Source organism: Streptomyces sp. NPDC021115 (assembly GCF_044333065.1).
Taxonomy (GTDB): Bacteria; Actinomycetota; Actinomycetes; order Streptomycetales; family Streptomycetaceae; genus Streptomyces.
Map to the genome: position 1 here is coordinate 1 of NZ_JBIRQF010000003.1, position 25452 is coordinate 25452.

At 72.8% G+C, this 25452-nt stretch carries 27 protein-coding genes; 7 read left to right on the forward strand and 20 right to left on the reverse strand.

The features are described from left to right. Positions 1 to 91: 91 nt before the first annotated feature. From ACH4TL_RS10485 to ACH4TL_RS10540, 12 genes are all read right to left on the reverse strand, one after another. Positions 92 to 751 (reverse strand): alpha-ketoglutarate-dependent dioxygenase AlkB family protein, encoded by a 660-nt coding sequence (locus ACH4TL_RS10485; protein WP_398326013.1) that lies wholly within the window; start codon positions 749 to 751, stop codon positions 92 to 94. Beyond that, positions 748 to 1311 carry an ABC transporter substrate-binding protein gene (locus ACH4TL_RS10490; protein WP_398326016.1) on the reverse strand — a complete coding sequence of 188 codons (564 nt, stop codon included), beginning with the start codon at positions 1309 to 1311 and terminating at the stop codon, positions 748 to 750. The genes ACH4TL_RS10485 and ACH4TL_RS10490 overlap by 4 nt, the downstream gene beginning before the upstream one ends. Beyond that, complete coding sequence (locus tag ACH4TL_RS10495; RefSeq protein WP_398326019.1) at positions 1308 to 1616, reverse strand: Ada metal-binding domain-containing protein; 309 nt, start codon at positions 1614 to 1616, stop codon at positions 1308 to 1310. Before ACH4TL_RS10495 ends, ACH4TL_RS10490 begins: the two co-directional genes overlap by 4 nt. Beyond that, complete coding sequence (locus tag ACH4TL_RS10500) at positions 1613 to 2344, reverse strand: 2OG-Fe(II) oxygenase (protein ID WP_398326022.1); 732 nt, start codon at positions 2342 to 2344, stop codon at positions 1613 to 1615. The genes ACH4TL_RS10495 and ACH4TL_RS10500 overlap by 4 nt, the downstream gene beginning before the upstream one ends. A 27-nt stretch (positions 2345 to 2371) precedes the next feature. Then, positions 2372 to 2878, reverse strand: coding sequence for a methylated-DNA--[protein]-cysteine S-methyltransferase (locus tag ACH4TL_RS10505; protein WP_398326025.1), 507 nt, complete (start codon positions 2876 to 2878; stop codon positions 2372 to 2374). A gap of 42 nt (positions 2879 to 2920) precedes the next feature. Next, on the reverse strand, positions 2921 to 3424 hold the full coding sequence (locus tag ACH4TL_RS10510; RefSeq protein WP_398326028.1) for a methylated-DNA--[protein]-cysteine S-methyltransferase: 504 nt from the start codon (positions 3422 to 3424) through the stop codon (positions 2921 to 2923). Positions 3425 to 3503: 79 nt separating this feature from the next. Then, positions 3504 to 4958 (reverse strand): AlkA N-terminal domain-containing protein, encoded by a 1455-nt coding sequence (locus ACH4TL_RS10515; protein WP_398326424.1) that lies wholly within the window; start codon positions 4956 to 4958, stop codon positions 3504 to 3506. Continuing rightward, the gene (locus ACH4TL_RS10520) at positions 4958 to 5587 is read right to left on the reverse strand and encodes a GNAT family N-acetyltransferase (RefSeq protein ID WP_398326031.1); all 630 of its coding nucleotides are present in this window, start codon (positions 5585 to 5587) and stop codon (positions 4958 to 4960) included. Before ACH4TL_RS10520 ends, ACH4TL_RS10515 begins: the two co-directional genes overlap by 1 nt. Before the next feature lie 50 nt (positions 5588 to 5637). After that, positions 5638 to 7065, reverse strand: a complete 1428-nt coding sequence (locus tag ACH4TL_RS10525) for an Nramp family divalent metal transporter (protein ID WP_398326034.1) — start codon at positions 7063 to 7065, stop codon at positions 5638 to 5640. 84 nt (positions 7066 to 7149) lie between these two features. Further along, entirely contained in the window at positions 7150 to 8103 is a 954-nt protein-coding gene (locus ACH4TL_RS10530) for a phosphoglycerate dehydrogenase (protein ID WP_398326037.1), read from the reverse strand. Further along, positions 8103 to 8888 (reverse strand): HpcH/HpaI aldolase/citrate lyase family protein, encoded by a 786-nt coding sequence (locus ACH4TL_RS10535; protein ID WP_398326040.1) that lies wholly within the window; start codon positions 8886 to 8888, stop codon positions 8103 to 8105. Before ACH4TL_RS10535 ends, ACH4TL_RS10530 begins: the two co-directional genes overlap by 1 nt. A gap of 65 nt (positions 8889 to 8953) precedes the next feature. After that, positions 8954 to 9934, reverse strand: coding sequence for an aldo/keto reductase (locus ACH4TL_RS10540; protein WP_398326043.1), 981 nt, complete (start codon positions 9932 to 9934; stop codon positions 8954 to 8956). A 319-nt stretch (positions 9935 to 10253) separates the two neighbouring features. Here ACH4TL_RS10540 and pdxA point away from each other — a divergent pair, with 319 nt between their 5' ends. After that, positions 10254 to 11264 (forward strand): 4-hydroxythreonine-4-phosphate dehydrogenase PdxA, encoded by a 1011-nt coding sequence (gene pdxA / locus ACH4TL_RS10545; RefSeq protein ID WP_398326046.1) that lies wholly within the window; start codon positions 10254 to 10256, stop codon positions 11262 to 11264. Between the two features lie 85 nt (positions 11265 to 11349). Here the strand turns inward: pdxA and ACH4TL_RS10550 are convergent, their stop codons facing one another. Then, on the reverse strand, positions 11350 to 11721 hold the full coding sequence (locus ACH4TL_RS10550; protein ID WP_398326049.1) for a peptidase inhibitor family I36 protein: 372 nt from the start codon (positions 11719 to 11721) through the stop codon (positions 11350 to 11352). A gap of 263 nt (positions 11722 to 11984) precedes the next feature. Here ACH4TL_RS10550 and ACH4TL_RS10555 point away from each other — a divergent pair, with 263 nt between their 5' ends. Both ACH4TL_RS10555 and ACH4TL_RS10560 read left to right on the forward strand, forming a co-directional pair. Continuing rightward, complete coding sequence (locus ACH4TL_RS10555; protein WP_398326052.1) at positions 11985 to 12674, forward strand: helix-turn-helix domain-containing protein; 690 nt, start codon at positions 11985 to 11987, stop codon at positions 12672 to 12674. A 203-nt stretch (positions 12675 to 12877) separates the two neighbouring features. Further along, a complete protein-coding gene (locus ACH4TL_RS10560) occupies positions 12878 to 14848 on the forward strand; it encodes a beta-N-acetylglucosaminidase domain-containing protein (RefSeq protein WP_398326056.1) in 1971 nt (656 codons plus the stop codon). A 16-nt stretch (positions 14849 to 14864) separates the two neighbouring features. On the opposite strand, the gene ACH4TL_RS10565 is transcribed toward ACH4TL_RS10560, so the two are convergent. After that, entirely contained in the window at positions 14865 to 16058 is a 1194-nt protein-coding gene (locus ACH4TL_RS10565) for a cytochrome P450 (protein ID WP_398326059.1), read from the reverse strand. A gap of 116 nt (positions 16059 to 16174) precedes the next feature. On the opposite strand from ACH4TL_RS10565, the gene rutA reads away from it, so the two are divergent. Both rutA and ACH4TL_RS10575 read left to right on the forward strand, forming a co-directional pair. After that, positions 16175 to 17239 (forward strand): pyrimidine utilization protein A, encoded by a 1065-nt coding sequence (rutA, locus tag ACH4TL_RS10570; RefSeq protein WP_398326062.1) that lies wholly within the window; start codon positions 16175 to 16177, stop codon positions 17237 to 17239. A gap of 50 nt (positions 17240 to 17289) precedes the next feature. Next, positions 17290 to 18012 (forward strand): NADPH-dependent F420 reductase, encoded by a 723-nt coding sequence (locus ACH4TL_RS10575; RefSeq protein ID WP_398326065.1) that lies wholly within the window; start codon positions 17290 to 17292, stop codon positions 18010 to 18012. Here the strand turns inward: ACH4TL_RS10575 and ACH4TL_RS10580 are convergent, their stop codons facing one another. After that, positions 18013 to 18231: a hypothetical protein gene (locus ACH4TL_RS10580; protein ID WP_398326068.1), complete on the reverse strand. Its 219-nt coding sequence runs from the start codon at positions 18229 to 18231 to the stop codon at positions 18013 to 18015. It abuts the gene before it with no gap. A 119-nt stretch (positions 18232 to 18350) separates the two neighbouring features. Continuing rightward, a complete protein-coding gene (locus ACH4TL_RS10585; protein WP_398326071.1) occupies positions 18351 to 18824 on the reverse strand; it encodes a MarR family winged helix-turn-helix transcriptional regulator in 474 nt (157 codons plus the stop codon). An 82-nt stretch (positions 18825 to 18906) separates the two neighbouring features. On the opposite strand from ACH4TL_RS10585, the gene ACH4TL_RS10590 reads away from it, so the two are divergent. Continuing rightward, positions 18907 to 19464, forward strand: a complete 558-nt coding sequence (locus ACH4TL_RS10590; protein WP_398326074.1) for a carboxymuconolactone decarboxylase family protein — start codon at positions 18907 to 18909, stop codon at positions 19462 to 19464. 15 nt (positions 19465 to 19479) lie between these two features. On the opposite strand, the gene ACH4TL_RS10595 is transcribed toward ACH4TL_RS10590, so the two are convergent. Then, complete coding sequence (locus tag ACH4TL_RS10595; protein ID WP_398326077.1) at positions 19480 to 21072, reverse strand: carboxylesterase/lipase family protein; 1593 nt, start codon at positions 21070 to 21072, stop codon at positions 19480 to 19482. Positions 21073 to 21296: 224 nt separating this feature from the next. Here ACH4TL_RS10595 and ACH4TL_RS10600 point away from each other — a divergent pair, with 224 nt between their 5' ends. Beyond that, complete coding sequence (locus ACH4TL_RS10600; protein ID WP_398326080.1) at positions 21297 to 22091, forward strand: SigB/SigF/SigG family RNA polymerase sigma factor; 795 nt, start codon at positions 21297 to 21299, stop codon at positions 22089 to 22091. Positions 22092 to 22097: 6 nt separating this feature from the next. Here the strand turns inward: ACH4TL_RS10600 and ACH4TL_RS10605 are convergent, their stop codons facing one another. From ACH4TL_RS10605 to ACH4TL_RS10615, 3 genes are all read right to left on the reverse strand, one after another. Next, the gene (locus ACH4TL_RS10605; protein ID WP_398326083.1) at positions 22098 to 23102 is read right to left on the reverse strand and encodes an SMP-30/gluconolactonase/LRE family protein; all 1005 of its coding nucleotides are present in this window, start codon (positions 23100 to 23102) and stop codon (positions 22098 to 22100) included. 224 nt (positions 23103 to 23326) lie between these two features. Continuing rightward, a complete protein-coding gene (locus tag ACH4TL_RS10610; protein WP_398326086.1) occupies positions 23327 to 24382 on the reverse strand; it encodes an acyl-CoA dehydrogenase family protein in 1056 nt (351 codons plus the stop codon). Next, on the reverse strand, positions 24379 to 25440 hold the full coding sequence (locus ACH4TL_RS10615) for a CMD domain-containing protein (RefSeq protein ID WP_398326089.1): 1062 nt from the start codon (positions 25438 to 25440) through the stop codon (positions 24379 to 24381). The genes ACH4TL_RS10610 and ACH4TL_RS10615 overlap by 4 nt, the downstream gene beginning before the upstream one ends. Positions 25441 to 25452 lie beyond the last annotated feature (12 nt).

A 25452-nucleotide genomic window follows, 5' to 3' on the forward strand; every position in this document is an offset into this window, starting at 1 on the left:
CCGCTACGAGAAGACCGCGACCATCTACCTGGCCGGACTCCACATCGCGGGCATCTTCCTTTGGTCAGCACGCTGATCCAAACGAAACTGCCTAGTCCTTGAGGCCGGTGACGCGCATCGTGATGTTCAGGCGCCCGGAGGTCAGCCCGGTGTCGGGGTCGGCGGTGTGCTCGTAGACCTTCGGCACACCGTGGTAGATGTACCGGGAGGGGCCGCCGAAGACGAACAGATCGCCGGAGGCCAGCTCGATGTCGGTGTAGGGCCTGGTGCGGGTCTCGGTGTTGCCGACGCGGAAGACGCAGGTGTCGCCGATGGACAGCGAGACGACCGGGGCCGAGGACTTCTCGTCCTTGTCCTGGTGCATGCCCAGCTTGGCCTGGCCGTCATAGAAGTTGATCAGCGCGGTGTCCGGGGTGTACGCGGCCGCGCCCGGCGCGTCGTCGTACGCGTCCAGCAGGGCGCGGCGGCCCAACTCGACCATCCAGCCGGGGAATGCGGCGACGCGCTCGCCGTTCACATCGCCCGCGGTGCGGGTGTACTTGTACGGCTGCCAGTGCCAGCCGATGCACACCGTCTGCACCGACATGACCCCGCCGCGCGGCAGCCGGGTGTGGCGGATCGGGACCGGGCCCGTGGCCCAGGCGCGGCAGGCGGTGACGAGTTCGCGCTGCTGCTCCAGGGTGAGCCAGCCGGGCAGGTGCACCGCCCCCGGGGCGATCTCCATGGCGGGGCGGGGGATCAGGGCGCTCATGCGTTCCTCCCGGCCGGTGGGTAGGAGGTGACCCAGCGCCGGCGAACCTCCCAGGTGCCGCCATCGGCGGTGGCGCCGCGCAGCCCGTGCAGTGTCTCAGGACCGGCCAGCGCGGGCAGCCGGGAGTCCCTGAGGGCGGCGAAGGCGACCGTACGGGCCGGGTCCCAGTCGGTGGAGTGCCGCAGCCGCCGGGCCAGTTGGGCGAAGCCGACCGGGGCCGCTGCCATGACCCAGGCGCCGGGCTCCTCGGCGGTCAGCCGCCGCGCGGGCCGCAGCCAGGACGCGGCGCTCTCCGGCCAGTCCACCCGGGCGAGCACCTTTCCGCCACCCGCCTTCCACGCGGCCTCGAACGCCTCGGCGGCGGCACGGGAGGCGGTGTCCCGGCTGTGGCCGATGGCGACCGTCTCGACGCGGCGCTTTCCGGACGTCAACAGGCCCATCAGGGCGTCGAGTTCGGGGGCGGTGTGCGGCGCGGGGGTGGGCAGCTCGCCGTACGCGGCCAGCTCCTCCGCCTGGATCAGGGGCGAGCGGGGCGCCGGTGGTCCCGTGAGAGCGCTCATGGTGTGGTGGTGTTCTCCCGGTCGGCTTCATCGGCCTTGTCGGCTTTCCACCGGGCGTACTCCCGGGGGAGGCACACGGCGCACGGCCGGTATCCGGCGGCGACCGCGGTGGCCTCGTCCGCGAAGAACACCCGGTGCTTCACATAGTGGCCGCGGGCGATGGCCCGCAGCGCGGACGGGCAGTCCAGCCGCCCGTAGAGCCGCATGCCCCGGTGCCCGCCGAGACGCCCCGGCGTGGCGCTGCGATACGGCACCCCGTCGGGGCCGATCAGGGTGCGGGGGCGGGCCGGGGCGGCGGGCGTCATGCGGCGTCGTGGAAGACGAGGCCGAGGGTGTGGCGGTGTCCGGAGCGGACCGTGCTCACCCCGTGCCGCATCGGGCCGTTCGCCCAGCCGCGCTTGGAGGCCACGGGGCGGTCCCGGGTGGTGAAGATCAGCCCGTGGCCCTTGGGCAGGGTGGTCGACGAACCCCTCGACTGCGCGCGGGGGCGCTGCTCGGTCATGATGAACTCGCCGCCGGTGAAGTCCTCGCCGGGCGCGTCGAGGCCGACCACGACCTGGAGCGGGAAGAGCATGTCGCCGAACACGTCCCGGTGCAGCGCGTTCCAGTCGCCGGGGCCGTACCGCAGCAGGATCTGCGCGGACTTGGCCTGCCCCGCCTCGTGGCACATCGCCAGCCACTCCTCAAGGCTGTCCGGCCACGGCGCGGGCCGGTCCAGCTTGCGGGCCCAGTCGCGGGCGATGGGCAGCAGCCGCGGATAGAACGCCTCGCGCAGCTCGCGCACCAGGTCCGGCAGGTCGTGGGTGAAGTAGCGGTACTGGCCGGACCCGAAGCGGTAGCGGGCCATGTCGATGGTGTTGCGGAAGCGCTCGGCGTCGTCGTACAGCCCGGCGACGCGGTGGCATTCGGCGGGGGTGAGGAGCGGTCCGGTGAGCGCGTGGCCGTGCTCGCCCAGTTCTTCGGCGAGCCCGTCCCAGTCGTCCGCCGCGACGCGGTCGGCCACCTGGCTCGCGGAGCGGATGGTGTCGGTCATGGTGTGCGGTTCCTTCGGTGGGGATCGTCAGGCGGCCGGGTGGGCGTGCTCCAGGTCCAGCAGCCGTCGCTTGCGCTCCAGGCCGCCCGCGTATCCGGTCAGCGCGCCGGTGGCACCGATCACGCGGTGGCAGGGGCGGACGACCAGCACCGGATTGGCACCGATCGCCGTGCCGACGGCGCGGACGGCGGCGCGCGGGGCCTCGATCAGGGCGGCGATCTCGCCGTAGCTGAGGGTCGTGCCGTACGGGATGGTGTCCACGGCCTTCCAGACGCGCTGCTGGAAGGCGCTGCCGCTGGTGACATAGTCGACGGCGAAGCGGGTCAGCGTGCCGTCGAAGTACGCGCGGAGCTGGCGGACGACGTCGGCGAAGGCGTCCGCGTCCTCGGTCCAGTCGTCCCTCACGGTGGGGCGGCGCTTCTGGTCCGGAACCGACAGGGAGGCCAGTGCGATGCCGCCCTTCGCGGTCGCCGACTCCTCGCCGACGAGCAGCAGTTCGCCCAGGGGGCTGTCCATCGTGGTGTAGACCGTCATCGGCCTCGTTCCTCCGGTGATTGTCACGGCCCGCGGCGCGGGTCAGATGAGTGTCGGCTGGAGCGCGCCCTCATGGGTGAGGAGCCACACCTTGCGCTCGACGCCCCCGGCGTAGCCGCGCATGGTCCCGTCCGCGCCGATCACCCGGTGGCAGGGCCGCACCAGCAGCAGCGGGTTCGCGCCGATCGCCGAGCCCACGCCCTGGACCTGCCCAGGGGGTACGCCCAGTCGTTCGGCGAGCTTTCCGTAGGTGGTCGTGGTCCCGTGCGGGATGTCCTCCAGCGCCTGCCACACACGCCGCTGGAAGTCCGTGCCGCCGGGCGTGAACGGGATGTCGAACGCGGTGAGTCCGGCGTCGAAGTACGCGCCCAGCTGCCGGGCCACGTCCGCGAACCCCTCCGGGGCGTGGCGCCATCCGGACTGTATGGCCGGGGCGTTCTTCTGCCCGGGCATGGACAGCGAGGTCAGCGTGATGCCGTCCGGAGTCTCTTCGCCCACCAGGAGCAGTTCGCCCAGGGGGCTGTCCAGTGTGGTGTAGATGGTCATCGCCGTGCTCTCTCGTTCTCTTTGGCTTCACTGTCAACGATGCGGGTGCGCGCCGGGGAATGCTGGCGGTATTCGGACATCACGCTCGGGTGGCCCGGCGCTGGTCCGCCGCCGCGTTCCAGAAGTGGTGCATGGCGTACGTACGCCACGGCCGCCACGCCTCGGCGTCGCCGGTGTCGGCACCCGCGTACCGCATACCGGCCCGGACGGCCACATCGCCGGTCAGCAGCACATCCGGGTCGCCCAGGGCCCGCATGCGGAGGTAACCCGCCGTCCAGGGGCCGATGCCGCGCAGGCCGAGCAGCTTCGTCTCGGCGAGGTCGCGGTCGGCGCCGGGGTCGAGCGCGACGGTGCCGTCGGCCAGGGCCGCGGTGAGCGTGCGCAGGGTGCGGCGGCGGGACTCGGGCATCCCCAGCTCGCCGAGCGCGGCGTCGGCCAGGACGTCGGCGGTGGGGAAGAGGCGGGTCAGCGCGCCGCTCGGGGTCGGCAGCCGCTGCCCGTACGCGGCCACGAGCGCGTTGCCGAGCTTGCGCCCGGCCGCGACCGACACCTGCTGGCCCAGTACGGCGCGGACGGCCAGCTCATGCGGATCGGCGGCCCCGGGGGCGCGCAGCCCCGGGCGCCGGGCGACCAGCGGGGCGAGCGCCGGGTCGGTGGCCAGGCGCTCGCCGACCGCGTACGGGTCGGCGTCGAGGTCGAACATCCGGCGCATCCGCTGCGTCGCCGTCGTCAGGTCGCGCGGATCGCTCAGGTGCAGACGGCAGTCCAGCCAGCCGTCCTGCGGGGCCTCGCCGACCTCGGCGATCCCGGTGCCGCGCGGCAGGCGCAGCGTGCGCCGGTAGACGCGGCCCCCGCGCTCCCCGGTCAGCTCCTCGATGCCGTCGATGGCCCGGTTGCCGAGGTAGTCGAAGACCTCGGCGGCGGCGTACGGGCCACGGTAGGCGAGCCGCAGCGGCACCCCGGCCGTCCCGTCCGCCGGGCCGACCGCCCCTCGCAGCCGGCTGGGGGTGGCGGCGTAGATCTGCCGGACGGTGTCGTTGAACTGCCGCACGCTGGAGAACCCGGCCGCGAAGGCGATCTCGGCGGCCTGCATGTCCGTCGTCTCCAGCAGGATGCGCGCCGTGTGCGCCCGCTGGGCGCGGGCCACCGCGATGGGCCCGGCGCCCACCGAGGCGTTCAGCTGCCGCTGCACCTGCCGGGCGCTGTACCCCAGCCGCGCGGCCAGCCCGGCCACGCCCTCGCGGTCGACGATGCCGTCCGAGATCAGCCGCATCGCGCGGCCGACCGCGTCGGCCCGGGCGTTCCATTCGGCGGAGCCGGGCACGGCGTCCGGGCGGCAGCGCATGCACGCCCGGAAGCCGTCCCCCTGGGCCGCGGCCGCGGTGGCGAAGAAGCGCACGTTCCGGCGCAGCGGCGTGGTGGCCGGGCAGCTGGGGCGGCAGTAGATCCCGGTGGTGGTGACGGCGAAGAAGAACTCGCCGTCGAAGCGGGCATCGCGGCCGCACACCGCCTCGTACTTGCTGTCGTCGGTGATCACCTTCCCACTGTGCGGTGGCCCCCGGCGGTCTGCTGGCGGAAATCGGACCTCGCGCTGACCTCCGGGGACGGGCAGCGGACGTGCAGATGACCGTCGAGGGGGTACGCGGGCGGCGCCGCGGGCAGCACCCTGGCGAAGTCGTAGCCGCTCTTCTTCGCGACGCGGCACGAGGCCGTGTTGTCCACCTGGTGGAGGAGTTCGAGGCGCTGGAGCCCATCGGGCCGGAACGTCGCGAAGGCCCACGCGGTGAGCGCGCCCAACGCCCGGACGGCGACACCGCGCCCTCGGGCGGGTGCCGCTGTCCAGTAACCGACCTCGGCGGACGGTGTGCCCGGTGCGATCTCCTTGAGGATCACATCGCCGACCAGGTGCCGCGGGCCGCCGTCCGGGTGCTCCTCCAGGATGGCGAAGCCGAACCGGTTGCCCGCATCCCAGCCCTGCCGCTGGGCCCGCACCCACGCGAGCCCGTCGGCTTCGCCCGTCACCGGCCTGCTGGTCCAGCGGCGCAGGACCGGGTCCTGGTACGCCTCGACCAGGTCGGGGACGTCGTCCGGGCGCCACGGGCGGAGCAGCAGCGCGGGTGCGGTCGGTGTCGCGGGGGCGGTGAGCGTCACGGAAGTGGTCACCGGCCGATCATCCCGGCTCGGCCACCGCCGTGTCAGCGGACGTCCCGGATTCAGGCGCCCGGCGTCAGTTCGAGGGTGTCGAGCACCCCGTAGACCCCGAGGAACAGGATCGCCACGCTGCTCATGACGAGGGCGGCGGTCAGCCAGGGGTTGGCGCGGAAACGGGGCGGGACGCCGGTGTAGCGCAGCCGCCAGACCGCGACCACGACCGCGAGCAGGAAGATGCCGCCGCCGATGCCGCCGATCTGCACCATCAGGACCGGGGACTGGACCCACAGGAAGATGCACATCCACACCGGGGGCAGACAGCAGGTGAGGATGCGGATGGTGCGGGTGCGGGCGCGCATGTCGTTCCAGTCGACCACGCCGAGCAGTCCGAGCGTGTTGGTCCACAGCCGGGGCACGCTCGCCGACGAGGCGACGGTGACCGAGAAGAGCACGGCGATCGCACCGGCCAGGAACAGGTACTCGGCCCACGGGCCGAGCGTGTCGGTGTAGATGTGCGACAGCGTGGTGATCATGTCGTTGCCCTCGGGAACCAGGCCCTGCGGATGGAGCACCGAGGCGCCGATCACGTAGAAGGACAGCGTGCAGACCGTGCACACGAGCCACGAGACGGCCACGTCGAGACGCATGACCTTGAGCCAGCCCTCGGCCCGCTGGGCGCGCTCCTCGGTGCCGTCGTCGGGGCCGGTCCAGCGGGCGTAGCCCTTCTCCAGGCACCAGTACGTGTACGTCGTCATCTCGTCGGCGCCGACGCCGGTGATGCCGAACATGGCCAGCGCGATGCCGACCGTGCCCGCGGGGATCTCGAAGCTCAGGCCCCCGGCCAGCTGCTTGGTGCCGTACCCGAAGGAGGTGAGCGGCAGGGCGAGCGCCAGCCCGCAGGTGATGACCGTCTTGAGGGTGATCCCGATGACCTCGACCCGCTCCACGACGTGGTACTTGCCCGTCTGGAGGATGAGGATGGCCGCGCCGGTGACGATGAAGGCCCAGATCGTCAGGGACGACGCGCTCAGCGCCGCCCCGTGGATCGGCAGCAGGATCGAGCAGGCCGCCGCGGTGCCGCCGATGATGCCGCCGCGCTGGAACATCTTGGCGAAGTCCATGCCGATCCAGAGCCAGTTGATCCAGCTCAGCTTGCCGATCCGGGGGCCGACGTCGCGGAAGCCGTCGAGCGCGGGGCGGCCGTTGAGGATGGTCCACCGGGCCAGCTCCATCTGCACCCACACCTTGACCGCGGTGGACACGATCACCAGCCACAGCAGCGCGAACCCGGCCTTGGCGCCGAGCGAGGTGGTGGTGATCAGCTCACCGGAGCCGACGACCGCGGCGGACAGCACGAGCCCGGGGCCGAGCCGGCGCACCCGCCCGCCGAAGGTGTCGGGGGCCGGCTGGGCGTCTTCGGCACGCAGCGCGTACGGGTCGGGCTGCGCGGGCGGCGGCGCCGCCGTGGCGCCGTCCGTCGTGGTGGCCATATTCAGGTCCTTACGGGATCTTCCGGCGCCGTCGCCGGTATCCGGAACAGGGGACGCGTGGGGGGTGCGGTGTGCCGTGGTGGGTCACGGCGCCCGGTGGTGGGGCTCCTCGCCCGCCAGGACGCGGACCACGTCCTCGGCCACCATCGCGCCCATGGCCTGGTTGGCCTCGGGCGTACAGGCGGCCATGTGGGAGGTGAGGAGCGTGCGCGGGGCGTCGCGCAGCGGGTGGCCCGCGGGCAGCGGTTCGGTGCTGAACGCGTCGAGGGCCGCGGCCCCGAGGTGCCCGGAGCCGAGCAGGTCGGCGAGCGCGGCTTCGTCGACGAGGCCGCCGCGCGCGGCGTTGACCAGCACCGCGCCCGGCTTCATCGCCGCCAGCCGGGCGCGGTCGAGCAGCGGGGCGCCGGACGGGTCGGGCGGGGTGTGCAGGCTGACGGCGTCGGCGCGCGCCAGCAGGGTGTCGAGCGCGGCCGGTTCGGCTCCCTGCGCGCGGACGTCGGGCTCGGGCACGTACGGGTCGTGGGCCAGCAGCTCCATCCCGAAGGCGCGGGCGTACCCGGCCAGCAGCCGCCCGATGCGTCCGAAGCCGACGATGCCCAGCGTCTTGCCGTGCAGCTCGGGCCCGAACAGCTTCGGCCAGCCGCCCGCCGCCACCGCGGTGTGCGAGGCGGCCAGCGAGCGGGTCGCGGACAGCAGCAGGCCGAAGGTGTACTCCGCCACCGCGCGCGAGTTGCTGCCCGGCGCGCACACCACGGGGATCGCGCGCGCCCGGGCGGCGGCCACGTCGATGGTGTCGACGCCGACGCCGTGCTTGGCGATCACCTTCAGGCGGGGCGCGGCGTCCATCACCTCGGCGGTGATCGGGTCCATGCCCACGATCAGCGCGTCCGCTTCGGCCGCGCGCTCCAGGAGTTCGGCGGTGGGCAGTGCCGCGTCCTCGCGGGGGCGCAGGGGGCCCGCTCCGGCCTCCTCCAGGATCTGCCAGGGGCGCGCCGAATGCCGGGCGAAGGTGGGCGTGGTGATGAGCGTGGTCTGCATCAGCGCGCCCCGCCGCGCGCCGCCTCCAGGTGGGACGTCGCGATCTGCTGGAGGTGGACGACGTCGGCCGCGACCGTCGCGAAGGTGAAGCCCTCGTCGAGGCGGCGGGCGGCGCTCGCGCCGTCGGCGTTGTGGATACCGGCCGCGATGCCCGCCGCCTCGGCGGCCTTGCGGACGCGGGCGAGGGCCTGCTCGAACTCGTCCTGTACGGCGGGGTCGCTGGAGGTCGCGCCGCCGATGGCCAGGCGCAGATCGGACGGGCCGACGTAGACGCCGTCCAGGCCGGGGGTCTGGCAGATCTCCTCGACGTTGGCCAGGCCGTCGGCCGTCTCGATCATCGCGAGGACGGCGGTCTGGTCGTGGGTGTCGGCCGGGTTCGGGCCGATGCGCAGCTGGGCGCGCATCGGGCCGTACGAGCGGCGGCCCATCGGCGGGTAGCGGACGGCGGAGACGGCCTCGGCGGCGTCCTGGGCGTTGTCGATCAGCGGGACGATCACGGCGGTCGCGCCCGCGTCGAGTGCCTTGCCGATGTAGGTGAGGTCATTGGCCTCCACGCGCACCATGCCGACGGCGGTGCTGCCCTTGGTGTCGGTGGCGAGGAGGTTGTTCAGCATGCCCTGGTAGCCGAAGAGGCCGTGCTGGGCGTCGAAGGCCAGGTAGTCGTAGCCGATGCGGGCGAGGCGCTCGGCGGCGATCGGCGAGTCGAGCAACGACCAGTAGCCGATGAGCCGCTCGCGGTTGCGCAGGGCGGCGGTGAACTGGGCGGACGTGCGGTCGGTTGCCATGTGTGGGGTCTCCGTAGCGACGTGTACGAGGCGTTGCGAGGCGTGTGCGGGGCGAAGTGTGTGCTTCAGCGGTTGTAGGCGGGCATCGGACCGCGCAGCCGGGCGCCGGTCTCGTCGCAGGCGGCCAGGACGTCCGCGGGCAGCGGGCCCTCGGCCGCGGCGGCGATGTTGGCCTTCAGGTGCTCGACCTTGGAGCCGCCGAGGAGCAGCGCGTCGGTGGAGGGCCGCGACAGCAGCCAGCGCAGCGCGAGGTCGGTGAGCGGCAGGCCCGCGTCGGAGGCGATGCGGGTGAGGTCGGTGACGGCGCGGAACACCTCCTCGTTCCAGTACCGCTCGCGGTACATCGCGGCCAGCTTGGAGTCGCCGAAGCGCCCGCTGTCGGGTACGTCCTCGAAGCGGTGGCGGCCGGTGAGCAGGCCGCCGCCGAGCGGGTTGTAGACCACGGTGCGCAGCCCGGTGCTGGCCGCGAACTCGACGTACTCCTCCTCCACGCGGCGCGCGAGCAGGTTGTGGAGCTGCTGGGCGGCGACGGGGCGGGGCGCGCCGACCTCGTCGGCCACCCGGTTCAGCTCGGCGATCTGCCAGGCGGCGAAGTTGGAGACGCCGAGGGCGAGGACCTTGCCCTCCCGGACGAACTCGGCGACGGTCGCCAGTGTCGCGGCGAGCGGCGTCCGGCGGTCCGGCTGGTGCAGATAGAAGAGGTCGACGCGGTCGGTGCCCAGGCGCTTCAGGCTCCCGTCGAGCGCGGCGCGCAGGCCCTCGGGGGAGAGCGGCGCGTGCTCGCCCTGGTCGGGGTGCGGGATGCCCGCCTTGGTGGCGAGGACGACCCGGTCGCGGCGGCCGGGCAGCAGCTCGGCCAGGATGCGCTCGCTCTCGCCGCCCGCGTAGCCGTTGGCCGTGTCCACCCCGGTGATGCCCGCGTCGAGCGCGGCGTCCACCATCGCGGCGGCCGTCGCGCGGTCGGCCGTGTCGCCGAAGGTCATCGTCCCGAGGACGAGCGGGGACAGCGGGACGGGCACATGGGGGAGTGCGAGGCCGACGGTCACGGCGGGGTTCCTTCCGAGGCGGGTGGTGCTGATGGTGCAGGTGGTGCGGTCGCGGTGCTGGCCGCCGACGCCACGGGAACGCTCGCACGACTGCGTAATTCGCGCAAGAGGTCTCGCGCACTTCACGCAACTTGTGTCATGATCCTTGCCGACCTGGACACAGTGGCCGCGGTGGGACCGCCGAGTCCACAACGATTGCGCGGATCGCGCACCTCACCGCACGCGGCGCGCACCCCGCGCCGCTGGAACCGGCAGATGTCCCCGCCACGGCAGCCACCCGACCCTGTCACCGCCCGCCTCCCGCCCAGGAGTTGCCCTCATGCCCACCCCCCTCCCCGTCATCGCCGTCACCATGGGCGACGGTGCGGGCATCGGCCCCGAGGTCGTCGTCGCGGCCCTGCTCGACGACGCCGTCCTGACCCGCTGCCGCCCCGTCGTCATCGGCGACGCGCGGCGGCTGCGCGAGGCCGCCCGCATCCTCGGCCTCGACTGCGAGATCACCGCCGTCGACCACCCGCGCGACGCCGCGTTCACCCCCGGCCGTGTCAACGTGGTCGACCTCGGCCTGCTCCCCGCCGACCTGCCCTGGGGCGCGCTGTCACCGGCCGCGGGCGGCGCCGCGTACGCGTACGTCGAGCGGGCCGCCGCCCTCGCCGTGGCGGGGGAGGTGCACGCCATCTGCACCGCACCGCTCAACAAGGAGGCCCTGCACGCCGCGGGCCACCTCTACCCCGGCCACACCGAACTCCTCGCCCATCTGACCGGGACCGAGGAGGTCTCGATGATGCTCTCCACCGAGAAGGTGAAGGTCATCCACGTCACCACCCACATCGGCCTGATCGACGCCGTCCACCGCATCGAGCCGGGCCTGGTCGAGCGCACCGTGCGCCGCGGCCACGAGGCGATGGTCCGCGCCGGTACCCCGAAGCCCGTCATCGGCGTCTGCGGCATCAACCCGCACGCGGGCGAGAACGGCCTCTTCGGCTACGGCGAGGAGGACGAGAAGATCGTCCCGGCGCTGGAGGCGCTGCGCGCCCAGGGCATCGACGCCCGGGGCCCGCTCCCCGCCGACACCGCCTTCTTCCTCGCCTCGCGCGGCGACTACGACCTCATCGTGGCGATGTACCACGACCAGGGCCACGGCCCGGTCAAGGTCCTGGGCATCGAGGCGGGCGTCAACCTCACCGTGGGCCTGCCCGTCATCCGCACCTCCGTCGACCACGGCACCGCGTTCGACATCGCCGGAACGGGCACGGCCGAGCCCGGCAGCATGGTCGAGGCGCTGCGCCAGGCGGCCGAGATGGCCACGGTGCCGGTCACCGCGTCCTGAAGCCACCGTCCACGACCCGTTCAGCCCCGCACGCGGCGAGCCGCCCGTCGCCGGAGCGGCGGGCGGCTCCCCTGGAGGGGTGCGTTCAGCAGTTGTTGCCGGTGTGCGCCAGGTAGACGGACTTCACGCCGCTGTGCGCGTAGGAGTTACGGGACTTGCCGTCCACGCACGTCTTGCCCCCGGATCCTCCGCTTCCGGGGGCGACGGCGGCGTCGTCACCGCGGTTGTCGTAGTACGAGAGTGCCTGCGCCGGGAGGTTCTGCCAGTAGCCGGTGTCGCGGTACTGGAGCATCCGGCCCGAGAAGTTCTTGCCGGTCCACAGACACATGGCGCCGGACGGGCAGTCGTTGATGCTGGTGGGCGCCTTCTGAGCGGCCATCGCGCCCGGGGCGGCCAGCAGACCGCCGCCGAAGGCGACCAGGGTCGTGGCGATGGCGATCCCCTTGCGTACGTTCATGTCCTTGCGATCCTTTCGGGTTCGGACCCATCGGGTGTGGGTCCCGAACCGATCGTGCGGCGCCGCGGCCTCCCGCACAGCGGCCCCGCGGGTCCCGGGCCGTCCCTGGGCCGTCCCACCCCGCCCGCCTGCGAGGACCCAGGTCCCCGGGCCGTCCCGCGGAAACCGTTCCGGATTATCCATGGAGATCCGGGTATGCGTACCCCGCCGACTCGCCGCGGCGGGGAGCGAACGGCAGGGCCCTCGGGGGAAGGAGGGGCGGGGTGGGACGTTGGCGACCGTTACCGCCGGACTTGGAACCGGAGGTACGGCATCTGGCAGAGCGGATGCGTGTGCTCAAGGACCGGACGGGCCTGAGCCTGAACAAGCTGGAGGCCAACTCGGCGTACAGCAGATCCTCCTGGCAGCGCTATCTGAACGGTTCGAAATTGCCGCCCCGCCAGGCGGTGGAATCCTTCGGCATGATGACCGGTGCCGACCCCGAACGGCTCATCCGCGCCTGGGAACTCGCCCACCGCGCCCGCGGCGCGACCGAGGCGAGCAGGGCGCACCGGACGCACGCGCTCGGGGAGGACGAGCCGGACGGTCCGCCCCGGCGGCCGCGCCCGTGGCAGCTCGCCTGCGCGGCGCTGGGCGTCGCGGCCACCACGGCCGGGCTGATGTGGGGTCTCGGCGGTCTCGGCGGTCTCGACGGGGCGCACGGTACGGGCGGAGCGGCGGGGACGGCCCGGCCCGCGCGGACGGCCTCGGCGGCGCTCTGCTCGCGATGGATCGACCACGTCGACGGCCGCGGTGTCGCGCAGGCCGAATGCGACGGCCACCCGGTCCATGTGAGCGTCGCGTGCGCCGACGGCACCTGGCACGCCAGTGAGCGGCCCTGGCGCCAGGAGTACAACAAGGCACTCTGCCCACAGGGAGTCGGCGCAATCGGCATGAAGGCGCAACTCCGCTGAGCCGGAGCGCCGGAGGGCGGCTCCGGAGGGCGCGCTCCCAGCGAAACGACCCCGCAGGGATTCGCCGGTCCCGGGGCGTGGGTATGTGTTCGCGGAACGTCGCGCACCGGGCGCCCCGCCCGTCACGTCGCTCACTCCGCTCCACGTGTCACCGTCGTGCACCGCCGTACGCCACGCCATGCCACGCCACGGAGGAGAAGTCCATGCGTCGTAGTCCCCGCTCCCGCCCTCTGGCCGCCGTGATCGCGTTACTCACCTTCCTCGGGCTGCTGCTGCCCGCCGACGCCGCTGCCACGCCCGCCCCCACCCGCTCGCTGCCGTCCGTCGTCCCGACGCCGCAGGAGATGGCCCGGCTGGGCCCGGACGTCAGGGTGCCCGCCGAGGTGCGGGTGGTCTACGGCGACGGGGTGGACCGGCCCACGCGCGAGCTGGTCGCCGCCGTGCTGCGCCGGGCCGGGGCGCAGCGGCTGCGGGGCGGCCCGGGGCCGGGGCTGACGGTGACGGTCGGGCGGCTCGCCGACGCCCGGGTCGCGGCGGCGCTGCGGGCCGCCGGGGGGCGGGTCCCAGGGGACCTGCCCGCGGAGGGGTACGCGCTCGCCGCGCGCGGTGGCGCGGTGGCGCTCGCGGGCGCGGACGGCGACGGGACGTACTACGCGGCGCAGACGCTGCGTCAGCTGGTCACCGGCGCCCGGCGCATCGCCTCGGTGTCGGTCGTGGACCATCCGCTGATGCCGCTGCGCGGGGTGATCGAGGGGTTCTACGGAAGCCCGTGGACCCACGCCGAGCGCATGGACCAGCTGGCGTTCTACGGGGACGTCAAGATGAACACGTACATCTACGCGCCCAAGGACGACCCGTACCACCGGGAGAAGTGGCGCGAGCCGTACCCGGCCGACAAGCTGGCCCAGCTCGGTGAGCTGGCCCGGCAGGCCGCCGACCACCATGTGCGGTTCACCTTCGCGCTCTCGCCCGGCAATTCCCTGTGCTACAGCGACCCCGCCGAGTTCACGGCGCTCCAGGCCAAGCTGGGCGCGGTGTACGACCTCGGGGTGCGCAGCTTCTCGGTGCCGCTGGACGACATCAGCTACACCCGGTGGAACTGCGACGCCGACCGCGCGGCCTACGGCGAGCCCTCGCAGCGGGCAGCGGGCCGGGCGCAGGCCGATCTGCTGAACCGGGTGCAGAAGGAGTTCCTGGACACCCGCGAGGGCACCGCGCCGCTCCAGACGGTGCCGACCGAGTACGGCGACGTCACCGACACCGCGTACAAGCAGGCCCTGCGCGAGCGTCTCGACCCGCGGGTCGAGGTCATGTGGACCGGGACGGACGTGGTGCCGCCGCGGATCACGGTGGCCGACGCCACGCGGGCCGCCGCCGTGTGGGGGCGCAAGGTGTTCGTCTGGGACAACTACCCCGTCAATGACTACGGCCAGGCCGAGGGGCGGCTGCTGCTCGCCCCGTACGACGCCCGTGAGCCCGGTCTGCACCAGCAGCTGTCCGGGCTGGTCCTCAACCCCATGAACCAGGCCGCCGCCAGCAAGGTCGCCCTGTTCGGCGGGGCGGACTTCGCCTGGAACGACATCGGCTACGACGCGGACCGCACCTGGCGGGCCGCCGCCGCGCATCTGGTCGGGGACGGCTCGGACCGCGCGGCCACCGTGTCCGCGCTGCTGGCCTTCTTCGACACCCAGCACCTCGCGCCCACCTTCGGCGCCGAACCCTGGCAGCCCCAGGCGCCCCAACTGGCCGCGCGGCTGGCCCGGTTCCGTACCGACTGGGACGCGGGACGGCGGCGGGCGGCGCTGAACGCCCTGCGCCCCTCCGCGGCGCAGCTGGCCACGGCGTCCGCCACCATCAGGGCGGGCGTGGCCGACCGCGGCTTCGTGGCGGACAGCGCGCCGTGGCTGGACGCGCTGACGCTGTGGGGCCGTGCGTTCGTCCGCACCCTGGACGCGCTGGGCGCCCGGCTCGACGGCGACACCCCGCGCGCGACCCGGTGGTTCGCCGAGGCGTCGTCGTTGGCCGAGCGGGCCGGGCGGATCCGTACGATCCCCGGCGAGACCCGCCCCGAGGGACCGGTCCGCGTCGCCGACGGAGTGCTCGACACCTTCCTGGCGGCCGCGCCGGGGCTCGGCGGGGCAGGAGGGCGTGCCTCCGGGGCCCCGGCCGGGTGAGGTGGCGGCGTTTGTCTCACAGGGTGACCGGGAGTTCGGACAGGCTGCGGATGCGCGGTGAGACGAACCACCGCAGCTCGTCAGGGGAACCGATCAGCGACACCTCGGGGAAGCGCCGCATCAGCGAGGTCACGGCGATGGCGTTCTCCAGCCGGGCCAGGGCCGCGCCGGGGCAGTGGTGGGACCCGTGCCCGAAGGCGAGATGGGCGTTGTCCTTCCGGTACGGGTCGAACACCTCCGGCTCCTCGAAACGCTCCGGGTCGCGATTGGCCGATGCCCACGAGAGCCAGACGCGGTCCCCGGTCAGCATGTCGGTGCCCGCTATCCGCACGTCCTGGGTGGCGAAGCGGCGCACCGCGAGCATGGTGGGCGAGTTCCAGCGCAGCGCTTCCTCGGTCACCGCGTGCGGGGACAGCTCCCCGGAGGCGAAGGCGGCCCGGTGTGCCGGGTGGATGAGCAGCGCCATGACGCTCGTGGCGATCAGGCTTCCGGTGTTGTGGTAGCCACCGAACAGCAGCAGGAAGGCCATGGCCACCAGCTCGCCGGGGCTGAGGCGGTCGTCGTTCTCCTGGGCGAGGACGAGTCCCGACAGCAGGTCGTCGGCGGGGTGTTCCCGCTTGCGGTCGATCAGCGTGACGAGGAAGCGATGCATGTGCCGCATGGCTTCCCGGGACTGCTGGGCGGCCCGGGGATCGGGGCTGAGCAGGGTGTTCGTCCATGCGCGGAAATCCGGCCGGTTCTCCGGGGGAATTCCGAGCACACGGCAGATGACCTCCATGGACAGGGGCATGGCGAAGTCGGCCACGACATCGGCGCGCGGGCGGGAGGCCATCCGGTGCAGGAGCCGGTCGGTGATCTCCTGCACGTCGTCGCGCAGCAGCTCGGTGCGGCGGGCCGTGAACGCTCCGTTCACGGCCCGCCGCAGCCGGGCGTGGTCCGCGGGGTCGGAATTGAGCAGGTGGTCGTTCAGCTCGGGCGGCATGGACGCGCCGTCCCGGCCTTCGGTCCTGGCATGCCGCTTGTTGAGCGACAGCGCGGGATGCGTGGCCGCGTCGCGCACCTGCCGGTATCCGGTGACGAGATGGAGCGGGGCGCCGTCCGCCGAGACGGCCCGGTGGACGGCGCCCTCACTCCGTAAGGCCGCGTAGGAGGCGTACGGATCGGTGAAGAAGGACTCGTCGAGGAGTACGGGGTCCTGCGAGGACGGCATGACGGCTCCTTAGGGGGACACGTGCCCGCCGTCGGCGAGGCGGATTTGATCACGGCCCAGCGTCGCATGACACGGTTGCTGTTCCGGATCACCTCACGGCACCGTTCAGGAGCGGCATGGACATCGGCGTCTTCATTCCCATCGGCAACAACGGCTGGCTCATCTCGAAGAGTTCTCCGCAGTACATGCCGTCCTTCGAGCTGAACAGGGACATCGTGCGGAAGGCCGAGGAACACGGGCTCGACTTCGCGCTGTCGATGATCAAGCTCAAGGGATTCGGCGGCGAGACCGAGTTCTGGGACCACTGCCTGGAGTCGTTCACGCTGATGGCGGGCCTGGCCGCGGTGACGGAGCGGATCAAGCTGTACGCGTCGACCCCGATCCTCGCCCTGCATCCGGCGATCACCGCGCGCATGGCCACGACGGTCGACTCCATCGCCCCCGGCCGGTTCGGCGTCAACATCGTCACCGGCTGGGCGCCGGGCGAGTACTCCCAGATGGGGCTGTGGCCCGGAGACGACCACTTCGGCAACCGCTACGCGCGGGCCGCGGAGTACGTCACCGTCATGAAGGAGCTGTGGCAGGAGGGCGTCAGCAACTTCAAGGGCGAGTTCTACACGATGGACGACTGCGTGCTGTCCCCGCGCCCGGCCGACGGCCACATCGACATCGTCGCCGCCGGGCAGAGCAGCACCGGCATCAAGTTCGCCGCCGAACACGCCGAGTACAACTTCATCCTGGGCAGCGGCGTCAACACCCCGCTCGCGCTCTCGGACACCACCGCCACGCTCGTGGACGCGGCGGGGGAGACCGGCCGGGACGTCGGGGCGCTCTCGCTGTTCATGGTCATCGCGGACGAGACCGACGAGGCCGCCCAGGCGAAGTGGCGGGACTACCACGACAACGCCGACCACGCGGCGCTGGCGTACATGGCGGGCGAGACGGCCACGGACACGACCTCCGACGGCTCCTCGACCGCCCGGACCATCGCGCTGCCCGAGGGCGCGGTGAACTTCAACATGGGCACGCTCGTCGGCTCGTACGAAACCGTCGCGGCGATGCTGGACGAGGTCGCCGGGGTCCCCGGTACCAAGGGCATCATGCTGGTCTTCGACGACTTCCTCGAGGGCATCGAGAACTTCGGCACGCGCATCCAGCCGCTGATGACGTCCCGGCCCTGACCTGTCGCTTGCGGGCGGAATACCCGCGGATTCCCGCGGGTTGGCCCGGCGTGGCTACCTTGGGACTCATCGGCAGTGGAACGATCGGCACCACCCTCGCGCGACTCGCCCTGAACGGCGGACTCGACGTCGTGCTCAGCAACTCACGCGGCCCGGAGACGCTGGCCGACCTGGCCGCGGAACTCGGCCCCCGGGCCAGGGCGGCGACCGCGGCGGAGGCCGCGGCGGCGGGCGACTGGGCGGTCGTGTCCGTGCCGTTCGGGGCGTACGCATCCGTGCCGGGCGCGCCGCTCGCGGGCAAGACGGTCATCGACACGACCAACTACTCCCCGCACCGCGACGGCAGGATCGAGGCCCTGGAGAGCCACGCGACCACGAGCAGCGAGGTCTTTCAGCGGCACCTCGGCGCGTCGGCGCACGTCGTGAAGGCGTTCAACAACATCCACCACACTCACCTCGCCGCGCTGCACAGGCCGTCAGGCGCCGAGGACCGCACCGCGCTCCCCATCGCCGGGGACGACGCCGAGGCGAAGCGGCACGCGACCGCGCTCCTCGACGCCCTCGGGTACGACGCCGTCGACGCGGGACCGCTGGCGCGGGGCGCGCTCTTCGCGCCGGGCACGCCCGCGTACGGCGCCCCCTACACGGAGCTGCCCGCCGAGTCGTCCGTCCCCCTCACGGCGGGCCCCGCCACGGCCGCGTTCCTGTCCCTGGCGGCGGGCCCCGCTTCGGCAGCCGAGATACGGGCGCTGCTGGCGAAGGCGCCGAGCTGATCAGCGGCCCCCGCACGAGCTGGAGTCCTGCGCGCCCAGGAGATCGACCGGGACGGAGACGAAGGAGAACTGGTTGCTGGCGCACACGCCGGGGAAGGCCGTGTTGCTGGTGTTGTAGAAGTTGAGATCGGGCCCATCGGCGGCCGCGGCGCCACCCACGCCGACTGCGAGCGCCGCGGCGGTGAGGGCGAGCGTGGACAGGGCCGTCTGGATACGCATGGGGTCTCCTCGCTGAGGTGTTTCGCCGGATAGGTCCGGCTCCCTCCGTATAGTGCCCTTTCGGTCGGGAATTGTGGATCAGCGTCCCCCCAATGGAGGAAGGCGGCCGGGAGGGGGCCTCACCAGATGGGCCGGAGCGGCGGAACCGAGTCGCCCGCCAAGGCCCGGATGACCGCGGCGATCTCGGCCCGCGGAAGCTCAAGCCCGGTCTCGTGAAGCCGCTTGGCCAGCTGTGACTCCAGTTCGTGCAGGATCCGTCCGGCGACGGCGAGGTGGTCCAGGGCCTTGCCGGTCAGCACGACGAGCTTCCGCCGCCCCCCGGCGGGATGCGGCCCGCGCTCGACGTAACCGCGCTTCTCCAGGTCGTCGACGATCTGCCCGGCGGCCTGCTTCGTGATGCCGAGCTGTTCGGCCAGCTCACTCGTCGTCGCGCCCGCCCCGCGCAGCGACTGGAACACCAGGCCGTGCACGGGGCGCAGTTCGGTGTAGCCCGCGGCATCGAGACGGCTCGTGAACTCGGACAGGACCAGTTGGAAGGCCATCCCGAGCAGGAAGGTCAGCTCGGTGCGCTCGAGAGGGTCGTCGGCGTCCATGGCTCATCTTGACACACCTATGTAAAGCGGCTTTACTCGCGGCGAGTAAAGCAACTTTATATAGCGTGGGAGAGGACCCCTCATGGCCACTGAGTTCATCCGTCACGATGTCTCCTCGGCTCCGGAGAGCTCCCGGCCGATCATGGAGAACACCGCCAGGGGCTTCGGCTTCGTACCCGCGCCGGTCGCGATGATGGCGGAGTCCCCGCAGCTCCTCGAAGGGTTCATGAACGGCAACGCGCTGTTCAACAAGACCACGCTGGGCCAGCTGGAACGCGAGGTCGTCATCGTCACCATGGCCACCTCGGTCCAATGCCACTACTGCGTGGCGATGCACAGCGCCCTGCTGACCCGTAACGGCGCCGACGAGACCCTGATCGCCGCGCTGCGGGGGCGCAAGGCCCTGGGGGACCCGGGCCTTGAGGCGCTGCGGGTGTTCACTCTTGCCGTGATCGAGGGGCGTGGCCATGTCGGGCCGGAGGACATGGAGGCGTTCCTGGGCGCCGGATACACCCGGAGGAATGCCCTCGAAGTCGTCCTCGGCCTCGGCGTGTACACCCTCTCGACGTTCGCGAACCGCATGACCGAGGCGCCGGTGGACGAACCCTTCGCGGCGTTCGCATGGCACCCCGGGCACTGAGCCTGGGGGAGTCTGTCAGCGTACCCCGGCCCGTCGCGCGAGGTACGCGGGGTCGATGGTCTCCCAGCGGTAGTCGATCCCGTTCCAGAGCGAGCACTGATGCTGCGCCGCGTACGCCGCGGAGCCGACCACCTTGTTGCGGCCGCCGGGCAGCAGTGACATCAGCTTGCCGCCGCGGTACGACGGCCACGCGGCGTGGCCCCTGACGAACGCACCCCAGTAGCGCACCATCGTCCGCGACAGCTGCCGCTGCTCCGGTGTCAGTGGCTTCGGGGCCATGCTGGGCCACAGATAGGGAAGCTCGGCGGCGTGCGAGGCGCCCACGGTGAAGCCGGGGGGAGGCGATCCCGCTCCCGGTGGCGCGTCGCGGTCGCCGAACGCGTAGAAGTACGTCTTGGGCTGCTGGGAGGCGAACCGGCCCGCCAGGCGCTGGTATTGGCATCCGCCCATTCCGTAGAAGACGCTGCTGTCGGTCCACACCGCGCCCAGCGCGTACGCCGCGTTGTACGAGGGGCCGTGGGCATCGTAGGGGTAGCGGGCGAGCACCTCGTTGGCGTGCGGGCCGAATTGCCGCCCGATGACCCGCTCGTACTGCTCCTCGGTGGCCTGTGCGAACGGCAGCGCCCACTTGCGGATCTCGTCGCGGTTGCTGCCGATGAGGAGCGGGACGTCGGCGAAGCGGCCGGTTCGCACCGCCACGCCCGGCGCGACGGGCAGTTCGGGCGTCCCGGACACCGGCAGGGGGCCGTTCAGGATGCCACCGAAGTCGCGTCCCGCGGCCAGCAGCTCGTCCGGCCGCTCGGCGCGCAGACACGACACACCGGTCGCCGGATCGCCACAGCCCGCCGCGGTGGCGTAGCTCCTGCCGCGCGCGGTGGCCTGCGCGGCGGTGAGGCTCGGGCAGCCGCCGCTCTGGATGATGGCGCGGTCGAACAGGCCGCGGGCCGGTGGCGAGGCCAGCAGGGCGCACACCGACTGGCCACCGGCCGACTCGCCGGAGACCGTCACCCGGCCGGGGTCGCCGCCGAACGCGGCGATGTTCCGCCGGGTCCAGCGCAGCGCCGCCTGCTGGTCGAGCATCCCGTAGTTGCCCCCGCCCCGCGCGCTCAGCCCGGGCAGGTCGAGGAAGCCGAACACGCCGAGCCGGTAGTTGACCGTGACGACGATGACGTTGTTGGTCCGCGCGAGCAGCGAGCCGTCGTAGAGGTCGCCGGAACCGCTCATGAAGCCACCACCGTGGATCCAGAACAGCACCGGCAGCGGATGGTGCACGCGCCGCGCGGGGGCGTAGACGTCGAGGTACAGGCAGTCCTCGCTCGTGCCCGGGCCGCTGCCGGTGGCCGTTTGGACACAGCGCGCACCGTGCTGGTTCGCGGCCCTGACACCCGGCCACCGGGCCGCGGGCGCGGGCGGCTGCCAGCGCCGGTCGCCGACCGGTGGCGCGGCGTACGGAATGCCGAAGAACCGGCGGACCCCGTTCGCCGCGGCTCCCCGGACCTCGCCCTTGTCGGTGGCCACCGTCAGGGGACGCGACACCGTGGGCGCGGCGGAGGGGACGGTGATCAGCGCGGCCACGCTCACGACGGCCGCGAGTACTCGCCGGAACATGGACGCCTCGGACCTCCGGGAACGCGGATGTCCATCGAACCATGTCGCCGGACACACGAGGTTGTTTGGGGGTGCGTACGCAGGGCAGGCGCATGACGTGCTTCGGACTGGAGGCACGCCCATGGGAGCAGTTCGGCTGCTCGGGGTGTGCTCTGTCCGCACCCCATGCAAGCAGATTTCTCCCACGGTGCTTATCCACCGCATGATGAGGGAGAGACCGCGCAATGACTGCCGTACGTACCCGGAGCAAGCACTCGCACGACGACGCTCCCGACACCACCGCCGAGTTCCGGCGCATTGCCGATCTGCCCGATGGCCCGGAGAAGGAGGCGCTGCGGCAGGATGTCGTCCGCGCGTGGATGCCGATGGCGGAGCGGCTGGCGCGGCAGTTCCGCAACCGCGGTGAATCCGCGGAGGATCTGCGGCAGGTGGCCATGCTCGGCCTGGTCAAGGCCGTCCGGCGGTACGAACCGGACCGTGGCAGTGCCTTCGCGAGTTTCGCCGTGCCGACCGTTGTCGGAGAGATCAAGCGCCACTTCCGGGACCACATGTGGGGCGTGCATGTGCCGCGCCGTGTGCAGGAGCTCCGTAATCGGGTGCGCGCCGCCGTGCAGGACCTTAACGCTACCCCCGACGACCGCACCCCGAGCGTGGCGGACATCGCCCGGCACACCGGGATGAGCGAGGAGGACGTCCTGCTGGGGATGGAGGCGATGGAAAGCTTCTCGGCGCTGTCCCTGGACGCCGAACTGCCGGGTGCCGAGGACGGATACTCCCTCGCCGACACCCTCGGGACACCGGAGCCCTCCTACGACCGCATCATCCAGCGCGAGGCCCTCAAGCCGAGGCTGCGCGCCCTGCCCCAACGCGAACGGCACATCCTCTACCTGCGTTTCTTCCGCGAGGAGACGCAGGGCCGGATCGCCGAACAGCTCGGCATCTCCCAGATGCACGTCTCCCGGCTGATCAACCGGACCTGCGCCCGGCTGCACGACCAGATCGAGGCCAAGGCGGCGTGATGTCCCCTAGGCGCGAGGTGCCGAGGGGCCGGGCAGCGCGCATACCGCGATGCCCCGCTCCCGCAGGCTGCCCAGCACCAGGCGGTCGCCGTGTTCGCACACGCTCGTGACCATCCGGTACGGGGACCGGCGGTGCAGCAGGTGGCGGGCCACGCTTCCGTCGGGGCGGATCGCCAGGACGCGCACGGTGGGCCGGGGGAGGGGAAGGAGCCGCTGGGCGGGCTTGGCGGCGGTCGCGACCGTCCTTCTGAGGGCGGGGGAGGCGTGGTGCAGCGCGTCCACGGCGGGTTCCCGCGGTCCGGCGAGGGCCACCCAGAACACCTCGCCGGCGCCGCGGGTGAGGTTGTCGGGGTAGCCCGGCAGATCGCGTATGAGGGTGTCGTCCGTGCCCTGGCGCGGACCGGTCAGCCAGTGGCGCCTGATCCGGCGGGCGCCGCTCTCCGCCACGGCGAGGAACGACTCATCAGGGGCCAGCGCGACGCCGTTGGCGAACCGCAGTCCGTCCCGCAGCACCTCCGGCTCGCCACCGGGCCGCAGCCGCAGCAGCTGCCCGGTGGCGGTGTCCTCCAGAATGTCGCTCAGCCAGTCCTCCAGGGCGTAACGGCGGCTGGCGACGGTGAAGTAGAGGGTGCCGTCCGCCGCCACGGTGACGTTGCTGGCGAACCGCAGCGGGACGCCGTCCACCTGGTCGGCGAGGACACGTACCGCCCCGCTCCGTGGAGCGACGCGCAGCAGACCGCGCCGGGCGTCGCACACCAGCACATCGCCGTCCGGATCGCCGTCGGGGGAGGGGAGCAGGCCCAGCGGCCTGCCGCCGGTCTCGGCGATCACCTCGGCCCGGAGGAGGTCCGCCGTCCGCGACAGGGTCAGCCGCCAGATCGCCCCGTCCGCGGTCCCGGTGAGAATCCGGCCCGCGCCGTCGACGGCCACGTGCTCGGGACCCCGCGCGTCACGGGCGACGATGCGCGGGCGGGGCAACGGCTCGGCCGGAGAGCGGTGTGATCGTGGCATGCGCTCATGGTGCCTCAACGAGCGGTGCCTCAACGAGCTGTCGGGGCCCTGAAACAGCTGTGGCAGATGTGGTGATCGGGAGTCAAGTTATAGATATATGCCAAGTTTGTTGAGCGGAAGGGGTACATCCGCCCTTCATCCGTGCCACACTGAACGCAGGCCCTCACCGCATCCCCCGTCGGTGAGGGCCATTTATATGTCCCCCGGTTTCAGGGCCGCGGCTTTCAGGACCGCAGCGCCGCCAGGTGGGCCGTGCGGACCTCGGGGGTCTGGCCCTGGACCACGAGGAACAGGCCCTCGCGGGCGAGGCGCTGGGCCGGGTGGGAGAGGCCGAAGGCGCGGCCGCCGCCCGCGGCGATGGCGGCCGTGGTGGCGGCGCGCATCAGATCGTATGCCCGGGTCTTGGCCGCGAGCCGGTCGTCCAGGCGTTCGGCGGGCGGGACCTCGTCGACCAGGGCGTAGGCGTCGCGGCGTACGGCCGCCAAGCGTGTCCGCAGGACGCCCGCCGTGTCCTTCGCCTCCCCGTCGCCCGAGGCGTCGAGGAGGTCGAGGGCGGCGCGGGCCACGCCGAAGACGGCGGGGTTGGTGTTGGTGTTCTTCGGGCGGTCCTCCGTCGCCCAGCGCTCGTGCGGCAGGCGCACCGCCACCGCCTCGTCGGGCACCACGAGCCCGTCGAGCACCAGTCCGACGGTGTGCGAACCGGTGAGCGCGGCGAGCTGGAGCGGGCCTGTGGGGGTGAGGCCCGGCTGCTCACGGGCGTCGGCGACGCCGAACACCACCTCGCCGTCCTCGGTGGCGCCGCCCAGCAGGAACACGTCGTTCCGGCCCCAGCCCGTGTACCAGGGCACGCGTCCGTCGAAGCGCCAGCCGTCCGCCACCCGGGTGGCCCGCACGGGCAGCTTCGGGTAGGCGCGCAGATGGGAGAAGGCGATTCCGGCGAGCAGGGTGCCGTCGCTCAGCGGGCGCAGCCAGCGCTCGCGCGCCGCCTCCTCGCCGGTGGCCAGGGTCCGCACCGGCGTGTGGTGCTGGGCCTGGATGAAGAACGTCGAGCAGCAGGCGCCCGACAGGATCTCGGCGATCTCCCGGCCGACGGCCGCCGGAGCCTCGGCGCCGCCGTATGCCGCCGGTGCGTTGACCCCCAGCACCCCCGACGCCTTGACGGCGTCGATGGCCTCCTGGGTGACGCCCTCCCGGTCGTGCGCCTCGGCGGCGGGGGAGAGGACGTCGTCGGCCAGCCGGCGGGCCGCGGCGACGAGGGGATGGTCGGGCGTGGCGGTCATGCGGAGTGCTCCTCTGCGGTGGAACGCGGGGATCGGGGCTCGCCCAGGGTGAGCATCAGGCGGTTGGCCCAGGCGAACACGGCGACGACATGGACGAGGTCCAGGATCTCCGTGTCGTCCAGGCCCGCGTCCGTCCGCAGCGCCGTGAGGTCGAGCGGCCGGTTCGGCTCGCGGGTGAGGCGTACGGCGAAGTCGGCCACCGCGCGCCGCCGCGCCGTGCCCAGGTCGGCGCCGGGGCCCGCGTCGAGGAGCGCCTGCGCGGGTCCGGCGTCCTTGGCGAGCTGCGCGAAGCGCCGCGCGTGGACGGAGGCGCAGTACACGCAGCCATTGACGTGCGAGACGGCGAGCGCGGCGATCTCCCGGTCGCGGCGGTCGAGCCCGCGCGGCGCGTACATGATGGCGTTGTAGAGCCGCGACCGCTCGCGCAGCGCCGTCACATCGTGGACGAGGGCCAGGTAGTACGGGGAGGTCTTCGCCGTCGGCAGCGACTCCTCCAGCACGGCGATCTGCTCGGGCGTGGCGCGCTCCACGTCCACCGTCTCCACCCAGGCGTCCCACTCCAGCGCCTCGATCGTGAACGGGCGCCCCTCGCTCGCCACCCCGTACGCGGGCGCCTCCCCGCCCTCCGGCGGGAGCCCGCCGAGCGCCCGCAGCCCGGCCGCGAGCCGCGCCTGGTACGTGACGAACGCGATCAGCTGCGAGGCCGCGACGACATCGGGGGCGCTCCAGCCCGCCTCCGTCAGGGCCGCGATGTCCTTCGGGCCCGCCGTGGAGGGGGCGAGGACGAGCAGCTCGGCGTGGCGCAGCAGCGCCGCGAAGCGCGCGGACGCGGCGGGCGCCGGGGCGAGGCTCCGGTAGTGCGCGGCCAGCGCCCGCGCGCCGTCCAGCTCGGCGGTGTGGGCGGCGAGCGCGGCGCGCTCGGCACGGGGGAGGCCGTCGGTGCCGGTCAGCAGCGCGTCATGGGCGCCCCGGGTGTGGACGTACGCCTTCTCGCGGTACGTCCGCAGCGCGGTGGGCGTACCGGCGGCGGTGTCGATCACGTCATACGTTTCGGACACGGTTGGTGGTGC